Source organism: Helicobacter hepaticus ATCC 51449 (assembly GCF_000007905.1).
In the GTDB taxonomy this organism is placed as follows: Bacteria; Campylobacterota; Campylobacteria; order Campylobacterales; family Helicobacteraceae; genus Helicobacter_C; species Helicobacter_C hepaticus.
On sequence record NC_004917.1, the window covers coordinates 1,209,749 to 1,227,656 of the forward strand.

General features: G+C 35.2%; 21 protein-coding genes. 20 read left to right on the top strand and 1 reads right to left on the bottom strand.

Annotated elements, in window-relative coordinates:
- Positions 1-59 precede the first annotated feature (59 nt).
- The 5 genes from purM to ung are packed head-to-tail and all read left to right on the top strand — an operon-like array spanning position 60 to position 3,721.
- A complete protein-coding gene (gene purM, locus HH_RS06025; RefSeq protein WP_011116085.1) occupies positions 60-1,067 on the top strand; it encodes a phosphoribosylformylglycinamidine cyclo-ligase in 1,008 nt (335 codons plus the stop codon).
- 15 nt (positions 1,068-1,082) lie between these two features.
- A complete protein-coding gene (locus tag HH_RS06030) occupies positions 1,083-1,874 on the top strand; it encodes an SH3 domain-containing protein (protein ID WP_011116086.1) in 792 nt (263 codons plus the stop codon).
- A gap of 2 nt (positions 1,875-1,876) precedes the next feature.
- Positions 1,877-2,683, top strand: a complete 807-nt coding sequence (locus HH_RS06035; RefSeq protein WP_011116087.1) for a shikimate dehydrogenase — start codon at positions 1,877-1,879, stop codon at positions 2,681-2,683.
- 55 nt (positions 2,684-2,738) lie between these two features.
- On the top strand, positions 2,739-3,017 hold the full coding sequence (gene gatC, locus HH_RS06040; protein ID WP_011116088.1) for an Asp-tRNA(Asn)/Glu-tRNA(Gln) amidotransferase subunit GatC: 279 nt from the start codon (positions 2,739-2,741) through the stop codon (positions 3,015-3,017).
- Complete coding sequence (ung, locus tag HH_RS06045; RefSeq protein ID WP_011116089.1) at positions 3,014-3,721, top strand: uracil-DNA glycosylase; 708 nt, start codon at positions 3,014-3,016, stop codon at positions 3,719-3,721. The genes gatC and ung overlap by 4 nt, the downstream gene beginning before the upstream one ends.
- 6 nt (positions 3,722-3,727) lie before the next feature.
- Here ung and HH_RS06050 read toward each other — a convergent pair whose 3' ends face one another.
- Positions 3,728-5,425 (bottom strand): cation:proton antiporter, encoded by a 1,698-nt coding sequence (locus tag HH_RS06050; RefSeq protein WP_011116090.1) that lies wholly within the window; start codon positions 5,423-5,425, stop codon positions 3,728-3,730.
- A 171-nt stretch (positions 5,426-5,596) separates the two neighbouring features.
- Between HH_RS06050 and HH_RS06055 the strand changes: the two genes are divergently transcribed.
- The 15 genes from HH_RS06055 to HH_RS06125 all read left to right on the top strand — a co-directional run bounded on the left by HH_RS06055 (position 5,597) and on the right by HH_RS06125 (position 17,902).
- On the top strand, positions 5,597-6,856 hold the full coding sequence (locus tag HH_RS06055) for a metallophosphoesterase (RefSeq protein ID WP_011116091.1): 1,260 nt from the start codon (positions 5,597-5,599) through the stop codon (positions 6,854-6,856).
- A gap of 73 nt (positions 6,857-6,929) precedes the next feature.
- Positions 6,930-7,703: a sulfite exporter TauE/SafE family protein gene (locus tag HH_RS06060; protein WP_034365083.1), complete on the top strand. Its 774-nt coding sequence runs from the start codon at positions 6,930-6,932 to the stop codon at positions 7,701-7,703.
- Between the two features lie 255 nt (positions 7,704-7,958).
- Positions 7,959-8,747 (top strand): HugZ family heme oxygenase, encoded by a 789-nt coding sequence (locus HH_RS06065; protein ID WP_011116094.1) that lies wholly within the window; start codon positions 7,959-7,961, stop codon positions 8,745-8,747.
- A gap of 54 nt (positions 8,748-8,801) precedes the next feature.
- The gene (gene tilS, locus HH_RS06070; protein ID WP_011116095.1) at positions 8,802-10,073 is read left to right on the top strand and encodes a tRNA lysidine(34) synthetase TilS; all 1,272 of its coding nucleotides are present in this window, start codon (positions 8,802-8,804) and stop codon (positions 10,071-10,073) included.
- A 105-nt stretch (positions 10,074-10,178) separates the two neighbouring features.
- Positions 10,179-11,642, top strand: coding sequence for a cytochrome-c oxidase, cbb3-type subunit I (gene ccoN / locus HH_RS06075; RefSeq protein WP_011116096.1), 1,464 nt, complete (start codon positions 10,179-10,181; stop codon positions 11,640-11,642).
- Between the two features lie 15 nt (positions 11,643-11,657).
- Complete coding sequence (gene ccoO, locus HH_RS06080; RefSeq protein ID WP_011116097.1) at positions 11,658-12,398, top strand: cytochrome-c oxidase, cbb3-type subunit II; 741 nt, start codon at positions 11,658-11,660, stop codon at positions 12,396-12,398.
- Positions 12,395-12,625, top strand: a complete 231-nt coding sequence (locus HH_RS06085; RefSeq protein WP_011116098.1) for a cytochrome c oxidase, cbb3-type, CcoQ subunit — start codon at positions 12,395-12,397, stop codon at positions 12,623-12,625. Before ccoO ends, HH_RS06085 begins: the two co-directional genes overlap by 4 nt.
- Complete coding sequence (locus tag HH_RS06090) at positions 12,622-13,494, top strand: c-type cytochrome (RefSeq protein WP_011116099.1); 873 nt, start codon at positions 12,622-12,624, stop codon at positions 13,492-13,494. Before HH_RS06085 ends, HH_RS06090 begins: the two co-directional genes overlap by 4 nt.
- A gap of 11 nt (positions 13,495-13,505) precedes the next feature.
- Positions 13,506-13,706 carry a DUF4006 family protein gene (locus tag HH_RS06095; protein ID WP_011116100.1) on the top strand — a complete coding sequence of 67 codons (201 nt, stop codon included), beginning with the start codon at positions 13,506-13,508 and terminating at the stop codon, positions 13,704-13,706.
- Positions 13,707-13,826: 120 nt separating this feature from the next.
- Positions 13,827-14,501, top strand: coding sequence for a hypothetical protein (locus HH_RS06100; RefSeq protein WP_011116102.1), 675 nt, complete (start codon positions 13,827-13,829; stop codon positions 14,499-14,501).
- Between the two features lie 16 nt (positions 14,502-14,517).
- Positions 14,518-15,150: a hypothetical protein gene (locus HH_RS06105; protein ID WP_011116103.1), complete on the top strand. Its 633-nt coding sequence runs from the start codon at positions 14,518-14,520 to the stop codon at positions 15,148-15,150.
- A 9-nt stretch (positions 15,151-15,159) separates the two neighbouring features.
- Complete coding sequence (locus HH_RS06110; RefSeq protein ID WP_011116104.1) at positions 15,160-15,459, top strand: hypothetical protein; 300 nt, start codon at positions 15,160-15,162, stop codon at positions 15,457-15,459.
- Positions 15,459-16,223 (top strand): prepilin-type N-terminal cleavage/methylation domain-containing protein, encoded by a 765-nt coding sequence (locus HH_RS06115; protein WP_011116105.1) that lies wholly within the window; start codon positions 15,459-15,461, stop codon positions 16,221-16,223. The genes HH_RS06110 and HH_RS06115 overlap by 1 nt, the downstream gene beginning before the upstream one ends.
- 62 nt (positions 16,224-16,285) lie before the next feature.
- Positions 16,286-16,630 carry a hypothetical protein gene (locus HH_RS06120; protein WP_011116106.1) on the top strand — a complete coding sequence of 115 codons (345 nt, stop codon included), beginning with the start codon at positions 16,286-16,288 and terminating at the stop codon, positions 16,628-16,630.
- Between the two features lie 81 nt (positions 16,631-16,711).
- Complete coding sequence (locus tag HH_RS06125; RefSeq protein WP_011116107.1) at positions 16,712-17,902, top strand: MFS transporter; 1,191 nt, start codon at positions 16,712-16,714, stop codon at positions 17,900-17,902.
- Positions 17,903-17,908: the final 6 nt, after the last annotated feature.

Below are 17,908 nucleotides of genomic sequence, written 5' to 3' on the forward strand. Positions count from 1 at the left end.
AATCATTTTTTTATGTTAGAATCCGCTATTTATGGATATGAGCTAAAAAGGGACTTTAAATGATAAGCTATAAAGATTCTGGAGTGAATATTGATGAGGGGAATGCCCTTGTAGAAGGCTTAAAGCCTCTTGTAAAATCTACATTTGATAAAAATGTAATAGGTGGAATAGGCTCCTTTGCTGGGGCATACGCGCTACCAAGTGGATATAAAAATCCCGTGATTTTAGGTGCAACTGATGGCGTAGGAACAAAATTGCGCCTTGCGATTGATGCGCAAAAGTTTGATAATATAGGTGTTGATTTGGTGGCAATGTGTGTGAATGATTTGATTTGCAACTTTGCTCTGCCTTTGTTTTTTCTTGATTATTATGCTACTGGAAAGCTTGATAAAGATATTGCCCTAAAAGTAATTAGTGGCATAGTAGAGGGCTGCAAACAAGCTCAATGTGCTCTTATTGGTGGAGAAAGTGCAGAAATGCCGAGTATGTATGCAAAAGATGATTTTGATTTGGCAGGATTTGCAGTAGGTATTGCTGAGAGAGATGAGGTAGAAATACAGCGTGTTCAAGTAGGTGATGTTCTTATTGCTTTGCCAAGCAGCGGAATTCATAGTAATGGTTACTCGCTTGTGCGCAAAGTGCTTTTTGAAAAGCTTAAAATGTCTTTTGAGCAGGATTTTGAGGGACAAATGATTATTGATACGCTTCTTACACCTACACGAATTTATACACCGCTTTTTAGGCATATATATGCTTCTCCATTGCGCCCATATCTGCACGGATTAGCGCATATTACAGGTGGAGGTATTATAGAGAATCTACCTCGTATATTGCCTCCTCAATTAGGGGCAAAAATACGCTCAGATTCGCTCCAAGTTCCACCGATTTTTACACTTATTGGACGATATGTGGAAAAAAATGAAATGTATCGCACCTTTAATATGGGAGTTGGTATGATTCTTGCTGTAGATAAGACCAAAGTAGATGAAATACTGCGCCTTAATCATACTTTTCACGGGTATATCATTGGTGAGGTATGTGGCGATGAGGGTATATATTTTAATTAAAATTACAAAGGATATATGTTGAATGCACGGACTTTTTTTAAACTTTATTCGCTTCCTTTTTTAATTATTTTATTTGGGTTGGGGGTATATGCTGGAATTGTTGTGCTTATGACCCAAAAAAACTTTATAACTATTAAAGATAGTGTATCAAGCACACCAACACAAGAGACATCTTTAAATAAAGAATCTCCCCAAATAGCAGATTCAACATCAAATACTCTTAGCAATGAAGAAGGAGAAGAGCAACCTATTTTGCAAAATACAGATTCGCTCGCACAAAATATTCGCGAGCCTGAAAATCTATTAATTGATAACGAATCTCCCATAGAATCACCAACAAATAATACACAAATAGTAACTTTGGAAGATCCACAAGTATCTGCTCTTCCTCCTGAATCCAATGTGCAAACACATCGTTATGCTAAGTATCGCTCTAATATCCGCAAAGCACCTTCCTTAGAATCTGCAGTTATTTCTTATGTAGATGTAGGAGAAGTATTAGACATACTTGATACACAAAATGGGTGGAGTAAAGTAAAAAATGCTCGTGGTATAGAGGGTTATATTGCATCTCGTTTGCTTGGTGAATCTTTCAAGCAGTCCAAAGGAGAAGCATATATTGTTTTGGCAGATGTGCTTAAAGTTCGTGCTGCTCCGGATTTACAAGCAGCAGTTATTGGGCATTTAAACTATAATAACCATACTTTCGTGCTTGAAATTCAAGAAGAATGGGCAAAGATTTTGCTTTCAAATGGGCAATATGGTTATGTTTCGTCTCATTATATTGTTAAAGAAGGTGCAAACTAGCTATGCTTGGTTTTTTTGCTGTTTATGGCAATCCTATCACGCATTCTAAATCCCCTTTTTTGCATAATTACGCCTTTACAAAACTTGGCTTAAGTGGCTATTATAGTCGTATTTTGCTTGATAAAGGTGCAAACCTTCGCCAAAATTTTCTTTCAAATGGCTTAAGTGGAGCAAATATTACTTTACCCTTTAAAGAAGAAGCTTTTAATCAATGTGATGAGGTGCGCGGAGTAGCCCAAAATATTGGCGCTTGTAATACTTGGGTGCTTGAGGACAAAAATCATCTTGTTGGTTATAATACAGATGCGCAAGGATTCTATGAGTGCATTAAAGAATATAAGATTAAAAATGCCCTTATCATTGGCGCAGGTGGTTCAGCCAAGGCAGTAGCGATGATACTTCAATCTCATAATATTCCAACAACGCTTATTAATCGCTCCGTGCAAAATCTTAGCTTTTTTGTTCATAAAGGTTTTGAATGCTATGTAAACAGTGAATTTAAACCCACTTGTAGTTATGATATTCTTATTAATACTACAAGTGCAGGGCTTAATGATAATCTATTGCCTTGTGATGAATCACAACTTAAAGAACTCTGCTCTTGTGGTAAATATGCATTTGACCTTATTTATGGGAAATGCACACCTTTTCTTGCTTTAGCTCAATCATTCCATCTTAGTTGTAGTGATGGAAAAGAAATGCTTATAAATCAAGCGGCTCTTTCATTTGAGCTTTTTTGCAAACAAAAATATAACAAAGGCAATTTAGAGATACAACGTATTGCATCGTTTATGAATGAGATTTTATAGAAAGCCTACGAATTTATGTTATAATGTATATTTAAGATTTAATCAAGGAGAGAAAATGCGTATTGATGATGCGCTTTTAAGCAAGCTTGAACGACTATCTATGCTCCATATTGATGAGAATAAGCGTGATGATATGCAGACACAATTAAGCGAGATTCTTGGATTTGTAGAGAATATTGCTGCTGTTGAGGTGCCACAAGAATGCTTTGAGGATTCGCTTAAGAATCCATTAAGGGCAGATGAGCCACAAGATTCTCATATTGCACAAGATGTGCTTACTCACGCTCCAAATGCACAAGATAACTTTTTTATCGTCCCCAAAATCATTGAATGACAATTAATCTTGACAAAATAAAAATTCCAGATGATTGGAAGCAACTCCTTGCTAGCGAGTTTTTAAGCCCTTATTTTGCAGATATTAAAACGCATTATTTGAATGCACTTCAAAACAAAGAAATGATATATCCAAAACCCCATCAGATTTTTGCTGCTTTTAACCTTACACCTCTTTCTTCTCTTAAGGTTGTAATACTTGGACAAGACCCTTACCACGGCAGTGGCATTATTGAAGGCGTAGAAACTCCTCAAGCAATGGGCTTAAGTTTTAGTGTGCCTCGGGGTATGCCTATCCCACCTTCTTTGAAAAATATTTATGCAGAACTTTCTCAGAGCCTACATATCACACCACCGACACACGGAGACTTGAGTGGTTGGGCAAGGCAAGGTGTTTTATTACTCAATGCAATTTTGAGCGTTCGGGCAAATGCACCTGCTTCACATAAGCATTTTGGGTGGGAATATTTTAGCGATGGTGTGATAAGGGCATTATCGGCGCACAAAGAACATTTGGTGTTTATGCTATGGGGTAATTATGCAAAGAAAAAAGCACCACTTATTGATGCCTCTAAACATAAAATTATCACTGCACCTCACCCTAGTCCTTTAGCACGTGGCTTTGTAGGGAGCAATGTATTTCTTCAGGCTAATATTTATCTTCAAGAGCACGCTAAAGAACCCATTGCGTGGGAGAAACTTTAGTCAGACTTAATCTCGTAAGTACTCATTTGTGGCTTGCAAAGCCAAATCGCTTAAAATTTTTGCTAATTCGCGTCTTTCGTGCACTATACCATATATGCCTTGGGTTTTCATTTGAGATTCAAAAGCAGAATTTTTAGTTTTAAGGATAATCTTACACAAAGGCGCAATAGAGAGAATCTCTTGATAAACGTGTTGGACCACTTCAATAGAATCTATTGCTATAATAACAGCTGCACATTGCTCTATACCCAATTGTTCAAGTATGCGCCTACGAGTAATATTTCCATAAATCACATTATCATCATTTTTAATGCCTCTTTCTACTTTATTATAATCCTTATCTACGGCAATATAGCGCACATCACAACCTTTGAAATATTCTAGAATCTTGCGTCCAAGCTCTCCATATCCACATACAATAATATGTCCTTCAAGTCCTGCTTCCTTATGGTGTGACTCTTGTAGTGTTTCTTCTTCGTCATTATTTTTTGTTGTTTGAAATATATGTAATGGGTGCATATAACGTAAGAAAAAATCAGTTACTTTATCAAGCCTATCAAGGATAAAGGGTGTGGCAATCATAGAAAAAATTACCATTAAAGTGAGGAATTGATAAATTTCTTCAGGTGTGATATTTGCAAAAATCGCTTCGCCAAAAATGGCTTTTAAAATTCCACCATCAAGGGTGAGATTAAGGATTTTATGCTGACTTGCAAGGAGGAAAATTGCGAATGAAAATTCCCCAATTTGTGCGAGTGAGAGGGCAATGCGCATACCAATCCTTTGTCCTTTAAAAAAGAGCAGAAAAAGATACATAAGAAGTGTTTTTGCTCCCATCATTAATGCGACTAGAATCACGATAATTACAAAGTGTTCAAGTAAAAATATCACATCAACTTGCATTCCCACAGTGATAAAAAATATGCCCAAAAGTATGTCGCGAAAATGCACTAAAACTGAAGAAACTTGATATTTATAAGGTGTATTCGAGATAATCATACCTGCCAAAAACGCTCCAAGAGTAAGAGAGAAGCCAAAAGATTTGCTTATATATGCTGCACCTAATACTATAAGAAATACTGCTCCAACGAAGATCTCATCAGTTTTCATATTTGCAGAAAAACGTAGAAATACCTTTGCTACGATTCGCCCAGGCAATACAAGGACAATGAGAAGAATAATAGCAGAAAGAAATGTAGTCAGTATAAGTGCCCATAAATGAGAATCCTTATCGCTTAAGAGTTTAATCATTAGTAAAATAGGGATAACTGCAATGTCTTGAAAAATCAAGATTCCTATTGAGGCTGTGCCATAAGGTGTTTTGGTTTGATTACTTTCATTAAGAAATTTAAGCACGATTGCTGTTGAAGAGAGACTTACTGCGCTTGCTATAATGATAGAAGTAGCAAAGTTAAACCCTAGAAAGTAAAAGCATACAACAAAGAAAAAAGCGATTGAAATTCCTATTTGCATTCCGCCAAATACTAGCACCTCTTGTTTCATTGCCGTGATACTTTTGAAGCTAAAATCTAACCCAATCATAAACATCAAAAATACAATACCAAGTTCGGCAATACTATTAAGACTTTCAGAATCTTCTAACGCGAATCCAAAAATGTATGCACTAAGAACACCTGTGATGATGTATCCAATGATTGTTGGAATTTTAAGCCGACTAAGGATAATGCCTGAAATAACAGCCATAGCTAATACGCATAAAATAATAAAATATGGATCGATAGCACACCTCGCACATAGATTTAAAGATTGTTAGACTTAATTATATACAATGAAAGTATCAAAATGTAATACTTAGCTTATTATTTTTTAATAATTGAACTTAAGGTTGTGAGTGGGACAATAAAGGTTGATAGAGTGATAAAGATTCTTATATTTGTGGGGGTTATTTTTGTTGTTTTAAGTCTAATGAAATTGTATATATACAAACGATTTATGTGTCATAGTGTTGTATTTGAACGACAAAAAATAGGGATTGCCTTGCTTGTGGCATTAGGAATCGGAGAAATCTCTTTATTTATTATAAGAGATTCGACTTTTACACTTACGCCATACATTATAGTTAGTTCGTGCATAGTTTTTACTTATTGTTTTTTTATGGCAGTTTTGTGTGTAGATGTATTAAGAATAGCTCTGCGATTTTTAAAACGTATTTTGGCAAATAAAATACCACTTTCATTTTTAGATTCTCAACAATGCTTTGAAAACTCATATCAAAAAGTCAATACAAATACACCAATCATAGCCCCATCTATTGAATCCCCTTATTCATCATCGCGCCGCATCTTTTTAAAAATGCTTTTTGATTTAAGTATAGCAGCTTTATTTGTAATTTTTAGCGTTAGAAGTTTTACAAATGCTCTTTTGCCCCCGCCTATTAAAGAAGTATATATTAAAGTCCCAAATTTGCGCAATAAAAAGACTATTGCAATGATTACTGATGTGCATATAGGGAAAGCTTTAGGTGGAGCATTTCTCTTAAAAGTTGTAGAAAAAATTAATGCACTTAATGCTGATATTGTAGTGATTGTGGGTGATTTGGTGGATAATAAGATAGGAGAGGTTAAAGCAGATTTAAACCCACTCAAAAATTTGCAGAGCAAAGAGGGCGTATATTATGTTGCAGGCAATCACGAATATTATCACGGCATAGATGATATTTTGGCATATTTGCATACATTGAATCTTACAATTTTGCATAATAAAAATATTGAGTTAGAAGATTTAAATCTCGCTGGAGTAAGTGATTTGGCAGGATTGCGTTTTAATCATTTAAAACCAGATTTAGAATCTGCAAAAAAAGGTATAAATCCGCATAAACCAAGCATTCTCCTTGCACATCAGCCTAAATTTGTATGTTCAAATGATGTAAGCGATTTTGATGTAGTGTTATGTGGGCATACACACGCAGGACAAGTATTTCCATTGTCATTTTTTGTATGGCTAGACCAGCATTATGTGTATGGATTATATGAATTACCACAACGCAAAGTTTTTGCAGATAGTGCATTTTTACCTAAGAAAACACAGCTTTATGTAAGTAGTGGAGTAGGATTTTGGGGACCTGCTATTCGTTTTCTAGCACCAAGTGAAATTGTATGTTTAAGGCTTGAGTAGAGTTGGAGGTATTATTTTAAATAATCTTACTCTTTTGTATTACAATCGCCCAAATAAACAAGTAAGGATAAAAATGAGTATAGAGATTTTGATCATTCTTGGTTGTGTAAGTGGTGTGGCTGCTGGATTTTTTGGCATAGGTGGGGGGGTGATTATCGTCCCTTGTTTGCTTTTGCTTGGTATGCAAATGGAATATGCCATTGGTATTTCAATAATGCAAATGATATTTTCCTCTGCATTTGGCTCACTCATTAATATTTTCCAAAAAAAGCTTAATATTCACGATGGTGTATTTGTGGGCTTAGGAGGTCTTATAGGAGCGGCTTTTAGCGGGGTAATTGTTGATACACTTTCCTCTCAAATCCTTCTTTTACTTTTTTTGCTTCTTTCTTGTATAAGTTTTTACAAATATGCTTTTGATGTAAAGACTACTGCTAATCCTACACCACCTATTACAAACCCATTTAAACAAAAAGTTCTTATGATTATTGCTGGTTTTCTCACCGGGATTTTTGCTGTGAGTTTGGGTGTGGGCGGAGGGCTTATCCTTGCGCCTATCCTTGCATATTATCTCGGATTTGATTCTAAAAAAGTAGTGCCTATTTCACTTTTTTTCATTATTTTTGCTTCTGTATCAGGGAGTATTTCACTTGCTGCCCACGATTTAATTGATTTTCAATCAGGCTTAATTGTTGGACTTTCATCAATGTTTGGTGTAGCTTGTGGCATTTATCTTATGAACAAGGTTACATTGAGTAACCATCGTTATGCACTTATTGGTATTTATGCATTGTCTATTATATTGACATTGTGGAAAGTTACTCAAAGTTTTGATTTAAGTATTTAATAATCATTTTATAAATTAATAATAATTATTAATTTATATTTAAGATTTTTTATATTAAAATAAGACTTGTTTTTAAAATATGCTTTCTAACAAAAATCAGAGATATAGAGAATCTGGGTGATTTTGGTAGGGTTGGGCGGGTTAGAAGCATCTTTTCCTTCCTTATTTGTTGTTTGATTGCATAAATAGGCTACCTTAAGCAAAACAGGTAGCTTCTGTGCAATATTTATATACAAATCTTCAAAGGAGAATTTTATGAATCATCGTATTATTGAACATATGAATGAACATCACAAAAATGAACTTATTGCTTTATGTAAAAAGTATGGCGACTTGAGTGCCTTAAAAAATAATAAAATACAAAATGTTTCCCTTGTAAATGTGGATTTTGAGGGCTTAGATATTATCTATAATGATAATATGTCTTTGCGCGTAGAGTTTCCAAAAAAAGCAGATGAACACACGCTTAAAGATGCAATTATTACATTATGTCAAGGGGCAAAAACATCTGATATGTGTATGATAAGTGATGAAATTGCTCAATTTAAAAAGGAATTTGGTTCTATTTTGATTGCAAGTATTGATAAAGAAGGCAACGCAATTTGTTCCTATGCACCTCTTATGCAGATAGAAAATAGGGCTTATATTTATATTAGCGAAGTTGCTGAGCATTTCCATAGCATTACCGCTAATCCTTCTAAAATTGAAGTAATGTTTTTAGAAGATGAATGCAAGGCAAAATCTGTGATTTTGCGCAAACGTTTAAAATATCGTGCAAATGCGCGTTTTATAGAACGAAATAGTGAGGAATTTGAGAAAGCACTTAATAGTTTAGAATCTGCAATGGGTGGGGCAGGGGGTATTAAAACGATTCGCCAAATGAGTGATTTTCATCTTATAGAGTTGCAATTAGGATTTGGACGATTTGTAAAGGGTTTTGGACAGGCATATGATATTTTACCAAATGGCGAGATAAAGCAAGTTGGTAGTATTGGCAATCCACATTCTAAAATAAGCCCACATACAAATTCACATAGTTCTTAATTTCTTGTTTTGGATTGTGTTATTATTACATTAATTCATAAACAAAGGTAAAGTGTGGCTAAAAAAGATGCTTATAAGCTGACATATAATACTTCTGATACTTTATTTGCAACGAATCTTGGAGATATTCTTGCCCCCTCTTTTGCCTCAATTAAACAAACACGTAATTTGCTTGGTTTCTCTAGTGGTGTAGATTCTACGGCACTTTTTTTTCTCTTACTTGAGTGTGAGATTCCCTTTGATATTGCCATTGTGCATTATCATACGCGCTTACAAGCTGATGATGAAGTTGCTTATGCTAAAGAGCTTGCCGCTACTTATAATAAGCTTTGTTTTGTGGCACACGCACCACATTTTAATGCAAATTTTGAAAGCAATGCACGCTCTTTTCGCTTTGATTTTTTTCAGTCTTTAATTATTAAACACCACTACACACATCTTTTGCTAGCTCATCAACTTAATGATCGCTTAGAATGGTTACTTATGCAGCTTACAAAAGGTGCAGGACTTGGGAATTTGCTAGGTTTTGCAGACGAACGATATAACTATGATAAATCTCTAAATAATTATACAATCGTGCGCCCTTTAGAATCTATACCTAAAAATGAATTGTATAGATTCTGTAAGGAGCGTGGAATAAAGTATTTTGAAGATAGTAGCAATCAAGATAAGACATTTAGGCGAAATTATTTTAGATATGAATTTTGCGATAAATTAGTGAATGAGTTTAGCGCAGGCATTGCACGCAGTTTATCCTATCTCCAACGTGATAGGCAAAGCCTTGAAAATATGCTCTATGCAGATACTTTAGAGCTAGAATCTTTGAAGATGCAGATTCTAAGACAAATACATAATATTAGTGTTCCAATGCACACCCATAAAATATGCTGTATAATTTTTAGTATTCATAAATCAAAGGTGCAAGATGATGAAAATTTACTTTTGCTTTTTTGCGATAAGGTAGCCAAACAATGTGGATATGTGCTTAGCGCAGCTCAAAGAGATGAGATAAGCAAAAGCAGATTTAATTGCAAAATTGCTCATTTTATTATTACAAGCAATACTCATAGAATCTATATTGCACAAGATTCTATGAGTATGTATAAAATAGTAACACAAAGCCCTATGTCAAAAAAATTTAAAATATTTTGTGCATCCCATCGTGTGCCCTCAAAGCTTCGGTTCTTGCTGTGGGCGGAATTTTGCGCTTGGGAAATGTTATGTAAAAGTGCATATGCAGATGCTGATTATTTGGTAAATGAGCAAGGAAACCAACATCTTTTCACTCATTTTTTAGCAAAAATAGACAACTTTTTTACCCTTTAGAAAAGCTTTGTTGTTTTTTTATTAACTTTTTAAGGCAGCTATAACTTCAAAGGCACTATAATCAAATTTGTATTTTAATAACTTTCAAAGGACAAGGAGACTGCAATGCAGACAAATACACTCGAGTATGATTACTCAATTGCTAAGTTATTTGTTTTCTCTGCGATGGCTTTTGGATTTGTAGGACTACTCATCGGGGTAGTTATTGCATTTCAAATGGCATTCCCAGATTTAAACTATCTAGCTTCAGAATATGGAACTTTTGGTAGGCTTCGACCACTTCATACCAATGGTATTATTTATGGTTTTACATTGAGCGGAATTTGGGCTTCGTGGTATTACTTAGGACAAAGAGTGCTTAAGATTACATACAAAGAGCACTGCTTTTTACGTGCAGTTGGTTTAGCACATTTTTGGATTTATATTGTGCTGATGGCTCTTGCAGTAATTACACTTTTTGCTGGATTAACACAATCAAAAGAATATTCTGAACTTATTTGGCCTCTTGATATTCTTGTAGTTGTTGTGTGGGTATTATGGGGTGTAAGCCTTTTTGGAAGTATGGGTGTAAGACGTGAGCAGACAATTTATATTTCATTGTGGTATTTCATTGCTACTTTTGTAGGAATTTCTGCTCTTTATATCTTTAATAATCTTGCAGTTCCAACTTATTTTATCGCAGGTGTAGGAAGTATCTTACATTCAATTTCATTTTATGCAGGAACAAATGATGCGATGGTGCAATGGTGGTGGGGGCATAATGCCGTTGCATTCGTCTTTACTTCAGGTATTATTGGGTTAATCTATTACTTTTTACCTAAAGAATCTGGGCAACCTATCTTCTCATATAAACTTACTTTGTTCTCATTCTGGGGACTTATGTTTATCTATATTTGGGCAGGTGGACATCACTTAATTTACTCAACCACACCTGATTGGATTCAGACACTTGGTTCTGTGTTTTCAGTTATTTTGATTTTGCCTTCGTGGGGGACAGCTATTAATATGCTTTTAACAATGCGTGGGCAATGGCATCAAATTAAAGAATCTCCAATGATAAAATTCCTCATCCTTGCTTCAACTTGGTATATGCTTACTACGCTAGAAGGACCAATTCAGTCTATTCGTTCAGTCAATGGCTTGGCTCACTTTACAGATTGGATTATTGGACATGTTCATGATGCGGCACTTGGTTGGGTAGGATTTATGATTATCGCAGCGTGCTTCCATATGGTGCCTCGCATATTTAAGCGTGAGCTTTATTCTAAAAAACTTATGGACGCACAATTCTGGATTATGACGACAGGGATTATCCTTTACTTTTCAAGTATGTGGATTGCAGGTATTACACAGGGTATGATGTGGAGAGATGTTGATGATAATGGAAACCTTACATATAGTTTTATCCATACAGTTGTTTCACTTTTCCCTTATTATCTTATCCGTGCAATTGGTGGTTTGATGTATTTGGCAGGTTTTATAATGTTTATTTATAATATTCTTATGACAATTTCATCAGGCAGGGTGCTTGAAAAAGAACCCCAAAATGCTACTCCGATGGCGGCGTAAAGGAGGAATGAGAATATGTTTAGTTTTTTAGAGAGAAATCCATTCTTTTTCACGGTTGCATTTTTATTGGTATTTTCTATTGCAGGGTTAGTAGAAGTTTTGCCTGGTTTTGCAAAAAAGGCTCAACCTATTGAGGGCTTAAAGCCTTATTCTTTACTTGAAACTGCAGGAAGACAAGTATATATTGCAGAGGGTTGTTATAATTGCCATTCACAGCTTATTCGTCCATTTAAGGCTGAAACAGACCGATATGGTGCTTATAGCCTAAGTGGTGAATATGCCTATGATAGACCATTCTTGTGGGGTTCAAAGCGCACAGGTCCTGATTTGCATAGAGTAGGTGATAGCCGTAAAGCAGCAGATTGGCACGATGGGCATATGAGAGACCCAAAATCGCGTGTACCTGGCTCAATTATGCCAGCTTATGAGCATCTTTATGCAAAAAATGCTGATTTTGAGACTGCTTTTGCAGAAGCTTATACACAAAAAGTCGTTTTTGGTGTGCCTTATGATATAGAAGGTGGAGTGCAAATTGGTGCGCAATCTTATGATAAAAATGACCTGGCTACACTTTCTAAAGCAAAAGAAATTTTTATGCAAGAAGCTAAAGTGGTTGTTGATGAAATGATAAGTCAAGATGTCAAAGATGCCTTTGAACAAGGAGAAGTAAAACAAATTGTGGCACTTATTGCTTATATGAATAGTCTTGGGCAATCACGTCGTGCAGCTACACAAGTATCACAGGCAGCACAATGATAAATAATGCTACATTTTTGGAGTTTATTGTCGCTTATCAGAAAGAGATTTATCTTGCAGTTACGCTTTTACTTGTAGTATTTTTATATGGATATGTTTATCATTTATATTCTTCACAAGCCAAAGGTGTAAAGGATTATGAAAAATATGCTAATCTTGCTCTTAATGATAATCTTGATGATGAGCCCATTGAACCACGAATAAAAAATGAAAGGGGAACTAGATGAATTGGTCAGATAATATAACAACACTAGGTTTGTTAGGTGCTTTTGTTATCTTAATACTTACTATTTTTATAATAGGGGTATATCTTAAAAAGATTAAAGATGGCAAAGCTGAAGGAGAATTGACAAGTGAGAGCTGGGATGGTATTGGTGAGCAGACGAATAATCTTCCTGTTGGTTGGGCTGCCTGCTTTTTAGGTGTGCTTATTTGGGGTTTTTGGTATATCTTTTTAGGATATCCACTTAATGCTTATTCGCAGATTGGAGAATATAACCAAGAAGTCCAAAGTTATAATCAAAAATATGCTTCTACTTGGGAAAATTTAAGTGGAGAGGAACTTGGTAGTATGGGACAAAGTATTTTTTTAGTGCAATGTTCTCAATGCCACGGCATCACAGCAGAAGGTATGAATGGTAAGGCAGAAAACCTTACAAAATGGGGTAAAGAAGAGGGCATTATTAAAGTTATTAAAGAAGGAAGTAAAGGCTTAGATTATATGGCTGGCGAAATGGTGCCTGTAGCAGTAAGCGATAGCGAAGCAAAAGCAATAGCAGCTTATGTTATGCAAGATATTTCAAATACGAAAAGCACCAAATATCCGCTTGAGGTAAGTAAAGGCAAAGAGCTTTTTGCAATACATTGTGCAGCTTGTCACGGAGATGAAGGCAAGGGTAATGGAGGTGGTGTAGATGGATTTGCACCTGATCTTAGCCAATATGGCACATCGCACTTTTTAGCAGAAGTGCTTGCAAAAGGCAAAAAAGGTATAATTGGTGTTATGCCTTCGTTTGAATATGCTAATTTTGCGCCAAGCCAAAAAGAGGCGCTTAATGTATATATTCGCTCTTTAGAATCATCTGAAGCTGAATAAAGGAGATTGTAATGAATGGTTTATTTGGACTTAATGGTTTAACAGGGTTTATTATCGCTGTAGTGCTTTTGCTTAGCATTGTTGCAGGTTTGGGCACTTGCGCTATTCTTACGCAGAAATCTGTGGCAACAGATTATTACAAGATTGAACAAGTAGATGCAATTAAGCAAATTGACATTGAAAATGCGCAACATCGCATAAGTGCAGAATAGGAGGCAGATATGAAACTTACACTTATTGAGAAGCTTCTTGGGACATTACTTGTCGTCACTATTGTTATGACAATCGTCATTCCTTTTATTCCTGATTTCTTTTTGCATTTGGTTTAATAAATGCTCTTGCTACTAGGGAGGCTAATATGTATTAGTCTCTTGGTTGCCTTTACACTTGATGCAAATGAAAAAATTGAGGATTATTCTTTTAAAAATTATGTCCTTGATAATTCTGATTCCCTCCTCATACCTAAAAGTGTTGGCTTTATTGATACACTTTCAAATGAGATTTTTTCAAAAACTGGTTTTTCTTTATATATCGCAGTTGTTGATAAAATCCCAGAGAATCTAAAACATAGCGTGATTGGTGGCGATAATTTTGTAGAGCAAGATATGAAAAAGCTCTATCGTGATAGATATAAAAAAAATTTAACAAAGGATTTGCCCCAACCTTACGCGGTTCTTGTCTTTATGAGAGAGGATAAAAAAATGGATATTCTAAGTTCTACGCCTAAAGAATATTTTGATGAAGATAAAGTTTATTATGAATATATGGTGCCATTATTGCCAAAAGAGAAAGATGAAGCCCTTACACCACAGCTTATTTCCGCGATTATGCTTAATGGTTATTCTGAAGCTGCAGATATGATTGCAGCACATTTTAGTGTAAAGCTTGAAAATAATATGCCTGTTGATGAAAGCGGAGGAAGAGAGTTTGTGCGATTTAGTATGTATGCTATGCTCCTCATTATGTTTGGCATCATTGGCATTATTTATCTCACACGCAAGAAATAGTCATTAAGGAGTAAAAATGAAAGAAAAGAATTATTGGCCCCACGCTATTATAGGTGTGCTGCTTTTTGGTGTATTTATGGTAAGTGTATCTATTACTATTGCAATGAAAAACCCTATCCAAGATGAAAATACCTATTTTGCAAAAAAGCGTATTGTAGATGAGAATATTAATGAAATAATTAAAGAACAAACCCTCTTTCACAACATTTATGATTATAAGATTTGGCTAAGTGATGAAAAAGGAATATGTGCTAATAACAGCTTTGTTTTTCCATATTATACCCCAGCTAATCGTCCTGATATAAAAGCCAAGATACCAACAAGCATTATCTCTCCCAATGAGGTAAAGCTACATATAGACCTTCAGCGCAAGATTCTTCCAGATGATTATAAAATTGATAAAATACAACTTTTTTTAGATTCTATGCACGAAGCAAATAAGATTCAAGATTTAGGCGAGCTAAGACCTTTAAATCTTGATAGAACTCATAATGATGCGCTTTGGGAAAGTGAGATTCTTAACAATCTTCCTTTGGGGCGGTGGAAATTTGTGCTTGAAATATCTTATAGTAGAATAGAAAAATATGTTACACCAACACAAAAAGCATATTTTGAATGTCAAGTCTTTATTAAAGACACACAACACTAAAGCAATAAAATGAGTAAGCAACTCTACAATTCACATCAAGCTTTTATGTTGCTTGATGCAGTTATGGGTATTTGTATTTGTGCAACTGCTCTAATCCTTGCATTTGGGTTTTTATATACGCTTGCACCAACTCCCAAAGTTTCTACATATTCTGCTTACAAGCAGCTTTTTCTTTCACCTAAGACAACATCAGTGACTTTGAATACGCATTCTACACCACTGCTTACCTATGAACTTTTAGAACATAGTTATAGCATTCCTGATAATTTTGAATTTTTAAGATTTTATATGCCCAAAGCTATTCACTGATGCACAAAATATTGCATTATTTTCGTTCTACACAACGGGCTTTTTCGCTTTTTGAGGTAGTAGTGAGCATTGTTATTTTGGGCGTGATTGGTATAATATGCAGTTCTATGCTATTGCATATGAGCAAAAATCTCACCTATACTCGTAGTTTGAATGACCCAAATGCGCATATAATCCTCGCAAAAATTGAGAATCTACTACAATATGCGATTATAGAATCTCTCATTGGAGATGGCGGAGTGCCACTTAGCGTAGCAAGTTCATCTCTTATGTTTGCAGCCATTGATGAGCAATCTCTTCTTGGGGGTGGATACAAAAATGCTCCATCACCTATGCAAGGAGATACGCTCCTGCCTCTAGTGTCTATAAATATACAATCTCATCACGATACTTCTTTATACTTTACAACCTTGAGAGGATGGCAGCTCCAGCAGCAACTCTATCTTGTTACACAGCCTAAAGAAATATTCACTCCCTATACTATTACACGCATTCACACACAAACTCTTGTGCTTGATAAAGCACCACAGCATACCCCTTATCTTGCCTTGCCAATACAATCGCACTCTATTGAACTGCGAGATAATATATTGTGGCTTGATAAAGCACCTCTTGCTTTTGATGTGCTTTCTTTTAGTATTAAACCACTATCTTTTTCTCAAGGCATTTTTATTGAATTACATCTTTGTGTTGCGACATCATTAAAAGAGCATTGTGAAAGCGGGGGTGTGTGGCTTGATGAAATTGTAGAGAATATGTTGTGAAAAAGTCTAAACAATCATCACAAAAGGTATCCAAGATTGCTTATAAACGTAAAGGATTCTATATGATATATGCTATATTAATCATCGTCTCCGTAGGGATTGTTTGCACATTTTATCTTCGTCAATCTTACCATCGTTCACACACTCACGCTCATATTCACGCCAAAACTCAACTTTATCTCTATGCACGAAGCCTCAAAGATATGGTTATCCTCTGCCTCAAAGAGAAAGATATACCCACTTGTCGCACACAAGAATTTTCTTTTCCTCAAGATTATCATTTTCGCACAGCACTTACAAGTTTGGATTCTCACACGCTTTTGCTTGATATACACGGTAGCATCTTACATCCATCTAGTAGTAATACTTTGCGTATTACCAAGCGCTATGTGCTTCTTGTGCCTTAATAATTTTCTTTATTTGGCTAAAATATGTTTATTCAAAAAGTTATAGATATTAGTAAATAAAATGTTATTTGTGGAGAGATTATGCAAGAAATACCTAAAAATCGTTTTGAAGAAAAAATCTATATTTTAACTCATCGTCCACGCTTTATGTTTGCACTCTTTTCTAGCACCTCTATGACCGTGTTTGGAAGTATGATTATTGCCACTTCGATACCTGCTATTGAGAAGCATTTTGCAGATATTCCACATATACAAACGCTTTCAAAGCTTATTTTGACACTTCCTGCACTTTTTATTATGTTATTTTCACCATTAGGTGGAATTCTTATTGATAAGTTTGGACGTTTAAAGTTCCTTATTAGTTCTATGATTCTATGGAGTATAAGTGGTATGCTTGGGGCTGTATGGGAAAATATCTATTGGATTCTTTTTTCTCGTGCACTTTTTGGTATTGCAACAGCATTTGTTATGACAACTGCAAGCACATTAGTGGCAGATTATTATGTGGGGGAAGAGCGTTCAAAGGCTTTGGGTATACAAGGTTTTGCAACAGCGTGTAGCAGTGCAATTTTTATGTGTATTGGCGGTATTTTGGCACATTTTGATTGGCATTATCCTTTTTTCGTATATGGGCTTGGTATCTTTTTGAGTATATTCGTTGCGAGCACACTTTTTGAACCTCGCACAAGTAAGATTAAGAGAATCTTAGAAGAAACGCATAAAGATTTCCATATCACATCAATTTTGCCCTGTTATTTTTTTGGTTTTATTATTATGGTTGCCTATTATACTTCACCTACGCAGATTCCACATTTTATTGTAGAAAATTTAGGTAAAAGTGAAATCATAGTTGGCTTTTGTATCTCAGCTTCAGCTTTTGCGTATGGTGTATCATCTCTTTTTTATCCAAGAATTCGGCAATTTTTATCCGTAAAAGATATTTATGTTGTTGGATTTTTGTTTATGGGGAGCGGATTTGCCCTTATTTTCATATTGCACAATATTTATGCGGTTGTATTGGGATTACTTCTTGTGGGCACTGGTGGAGGCGCAATGATTGTGAATAATTCATCTTTATTGCTTAGTAAAGTGCCTAAAGGACACATAGCAAAAGCAATTGGAATCTTAAGTGCTACCGCGTGTTTTGGGCAGTTTGTCTCGCCATTATTTTCCCAGCCTATTGTGCATAGATATGGAATCGTTCATCTTTTTTTGGTTGTAGCATTACTCCTTTTTATTATGGCTGTATTTGCTTTATGCAAACCAAAATAAAACTTG

Bases quoted from the DNA above. Each gene is read 5' to 3' on its own strand.
- purM (WP_011116085.1), top strand. From the start codon at position 60: ATGATAAGCTATAAAGATTCTGGAGTGAATATTGATGAGGGGAATGCC.
- HH_RS06030 (WP_011116086.1), top strand. From the start codon at position 1,083: ATGTTGAATGCACGGACTTTTTTTAAACTTTATTCGCTTCCTTTTTTA.
- HH_RS06035 (WP_011116087.1), top strand. From the start codon at position 1,877: ATGCTTGGTTTTTTTGCTGTTTATGGCAATCCTATCACGCATTCTAAA.
- gatC (WP_011116088.1), top strand. From the start codon at position 2,739: ATGCGTATTGATGATGCGCTTTTAAGCAAGCTTGAACGACTATCTATG.
- ung (WP_011116089.1), top strand. From the start codon at position 3,014: ATGACAATTAATCTTGACAAAATAAAAATTCCAGATGATTGGAAGCAA.
- HH_RS06050 (WP_011116090.1), bottom strand. From the start codon at position 5,425: ATGGCTGTTATTTCAGGCATTATCCTTAGTCGGCTTAAAATTCCAACA.
- HH_RS06060 (WP_034365083.1), top strand. From the start codon at position 6,930: ATGAGTATAGAGATTTTGATCATTCTTGGTTGTGTAAGTGGTGTGGCT.
- HH_RS06065 (WP_011116094.1), top strand. From the start codon at position 7,959: ATGAATCATCGTATTATTGAACATATGAATGAACATCACAAAAATGAA.
- ccoN (WP_011116096.1), top strand. From the start codon at position 10,179: ATGCAGACAAATACACTCGAGTATGATTACTCAATTGCTAAGTTATTT.
- ccoO (WP_011116097.1), top strand. From the start codon at position 11,658: ATGTTTAGTTTTTTAGAGAGAAATCCATTCTTTTTCACGGTTGCATTT.
- HH_RS06085 (WP_011116098.1), top strand. From the start codon at position 12,395: ATGATAAATAATGCTACATTTTTGGAGTTTATTGTCGCTTATCAGAAA.
- HH_RS06090 (WP_011116099.1), top strand. From the start codon at position 12,622: ATGAATTGGTCAGATAATATAACAACACTAGGTTTGTTAGGTGCTTTT.
- HH_RS06095 (WP_011116100.1), top strand. From the start codon at position 13,506: ATGAATGGTTTATTTGGACTTAATGGTTTAACAGGGTTTATTATCGCT.
- HH_RS06100 (WP_011116102.1), top strand. From the start codon at position 13,827: ATGCTCTTGCTACTAGGGAGGCTAATATGTATTAGTCTCTTGGTTGCC.
- HH_RS06105 (WP_011116103.1), top strand. From the start codon at position 14,518: ATGAAAGAAAAGAATTATTGGCCCCACGCTATTATAGGTGTGCTGCTT.
- HH_RS06110 (WP_011116104.1), top strand. From the start codon at position 15,160: ATGAGTAAGCAACTCTACAATTCACATCAAGCTTTTATGTTGCTTGAT.
- HH_RS06115 (WP_011116105.1), top strand. From the start codon at position 15,459: ATGCACAAAATATTGCATTATTTTCGTTCTACACAACGGGCTTTTTCG.
- HH_RS06120 (WP_011116106.1), top strand. From the start codon at position 16,286: ATGATATATGCTATATTAATCATCGTCTCCGTAGGGATTGTTTGCACA.
- HH_RS06125 (WP_011116107.1), top strand. From the start codon at position 16,712: ATGCAAGAAATACCTAAAAATCGTTTTGAAGAAAAAATCTATATTTTA.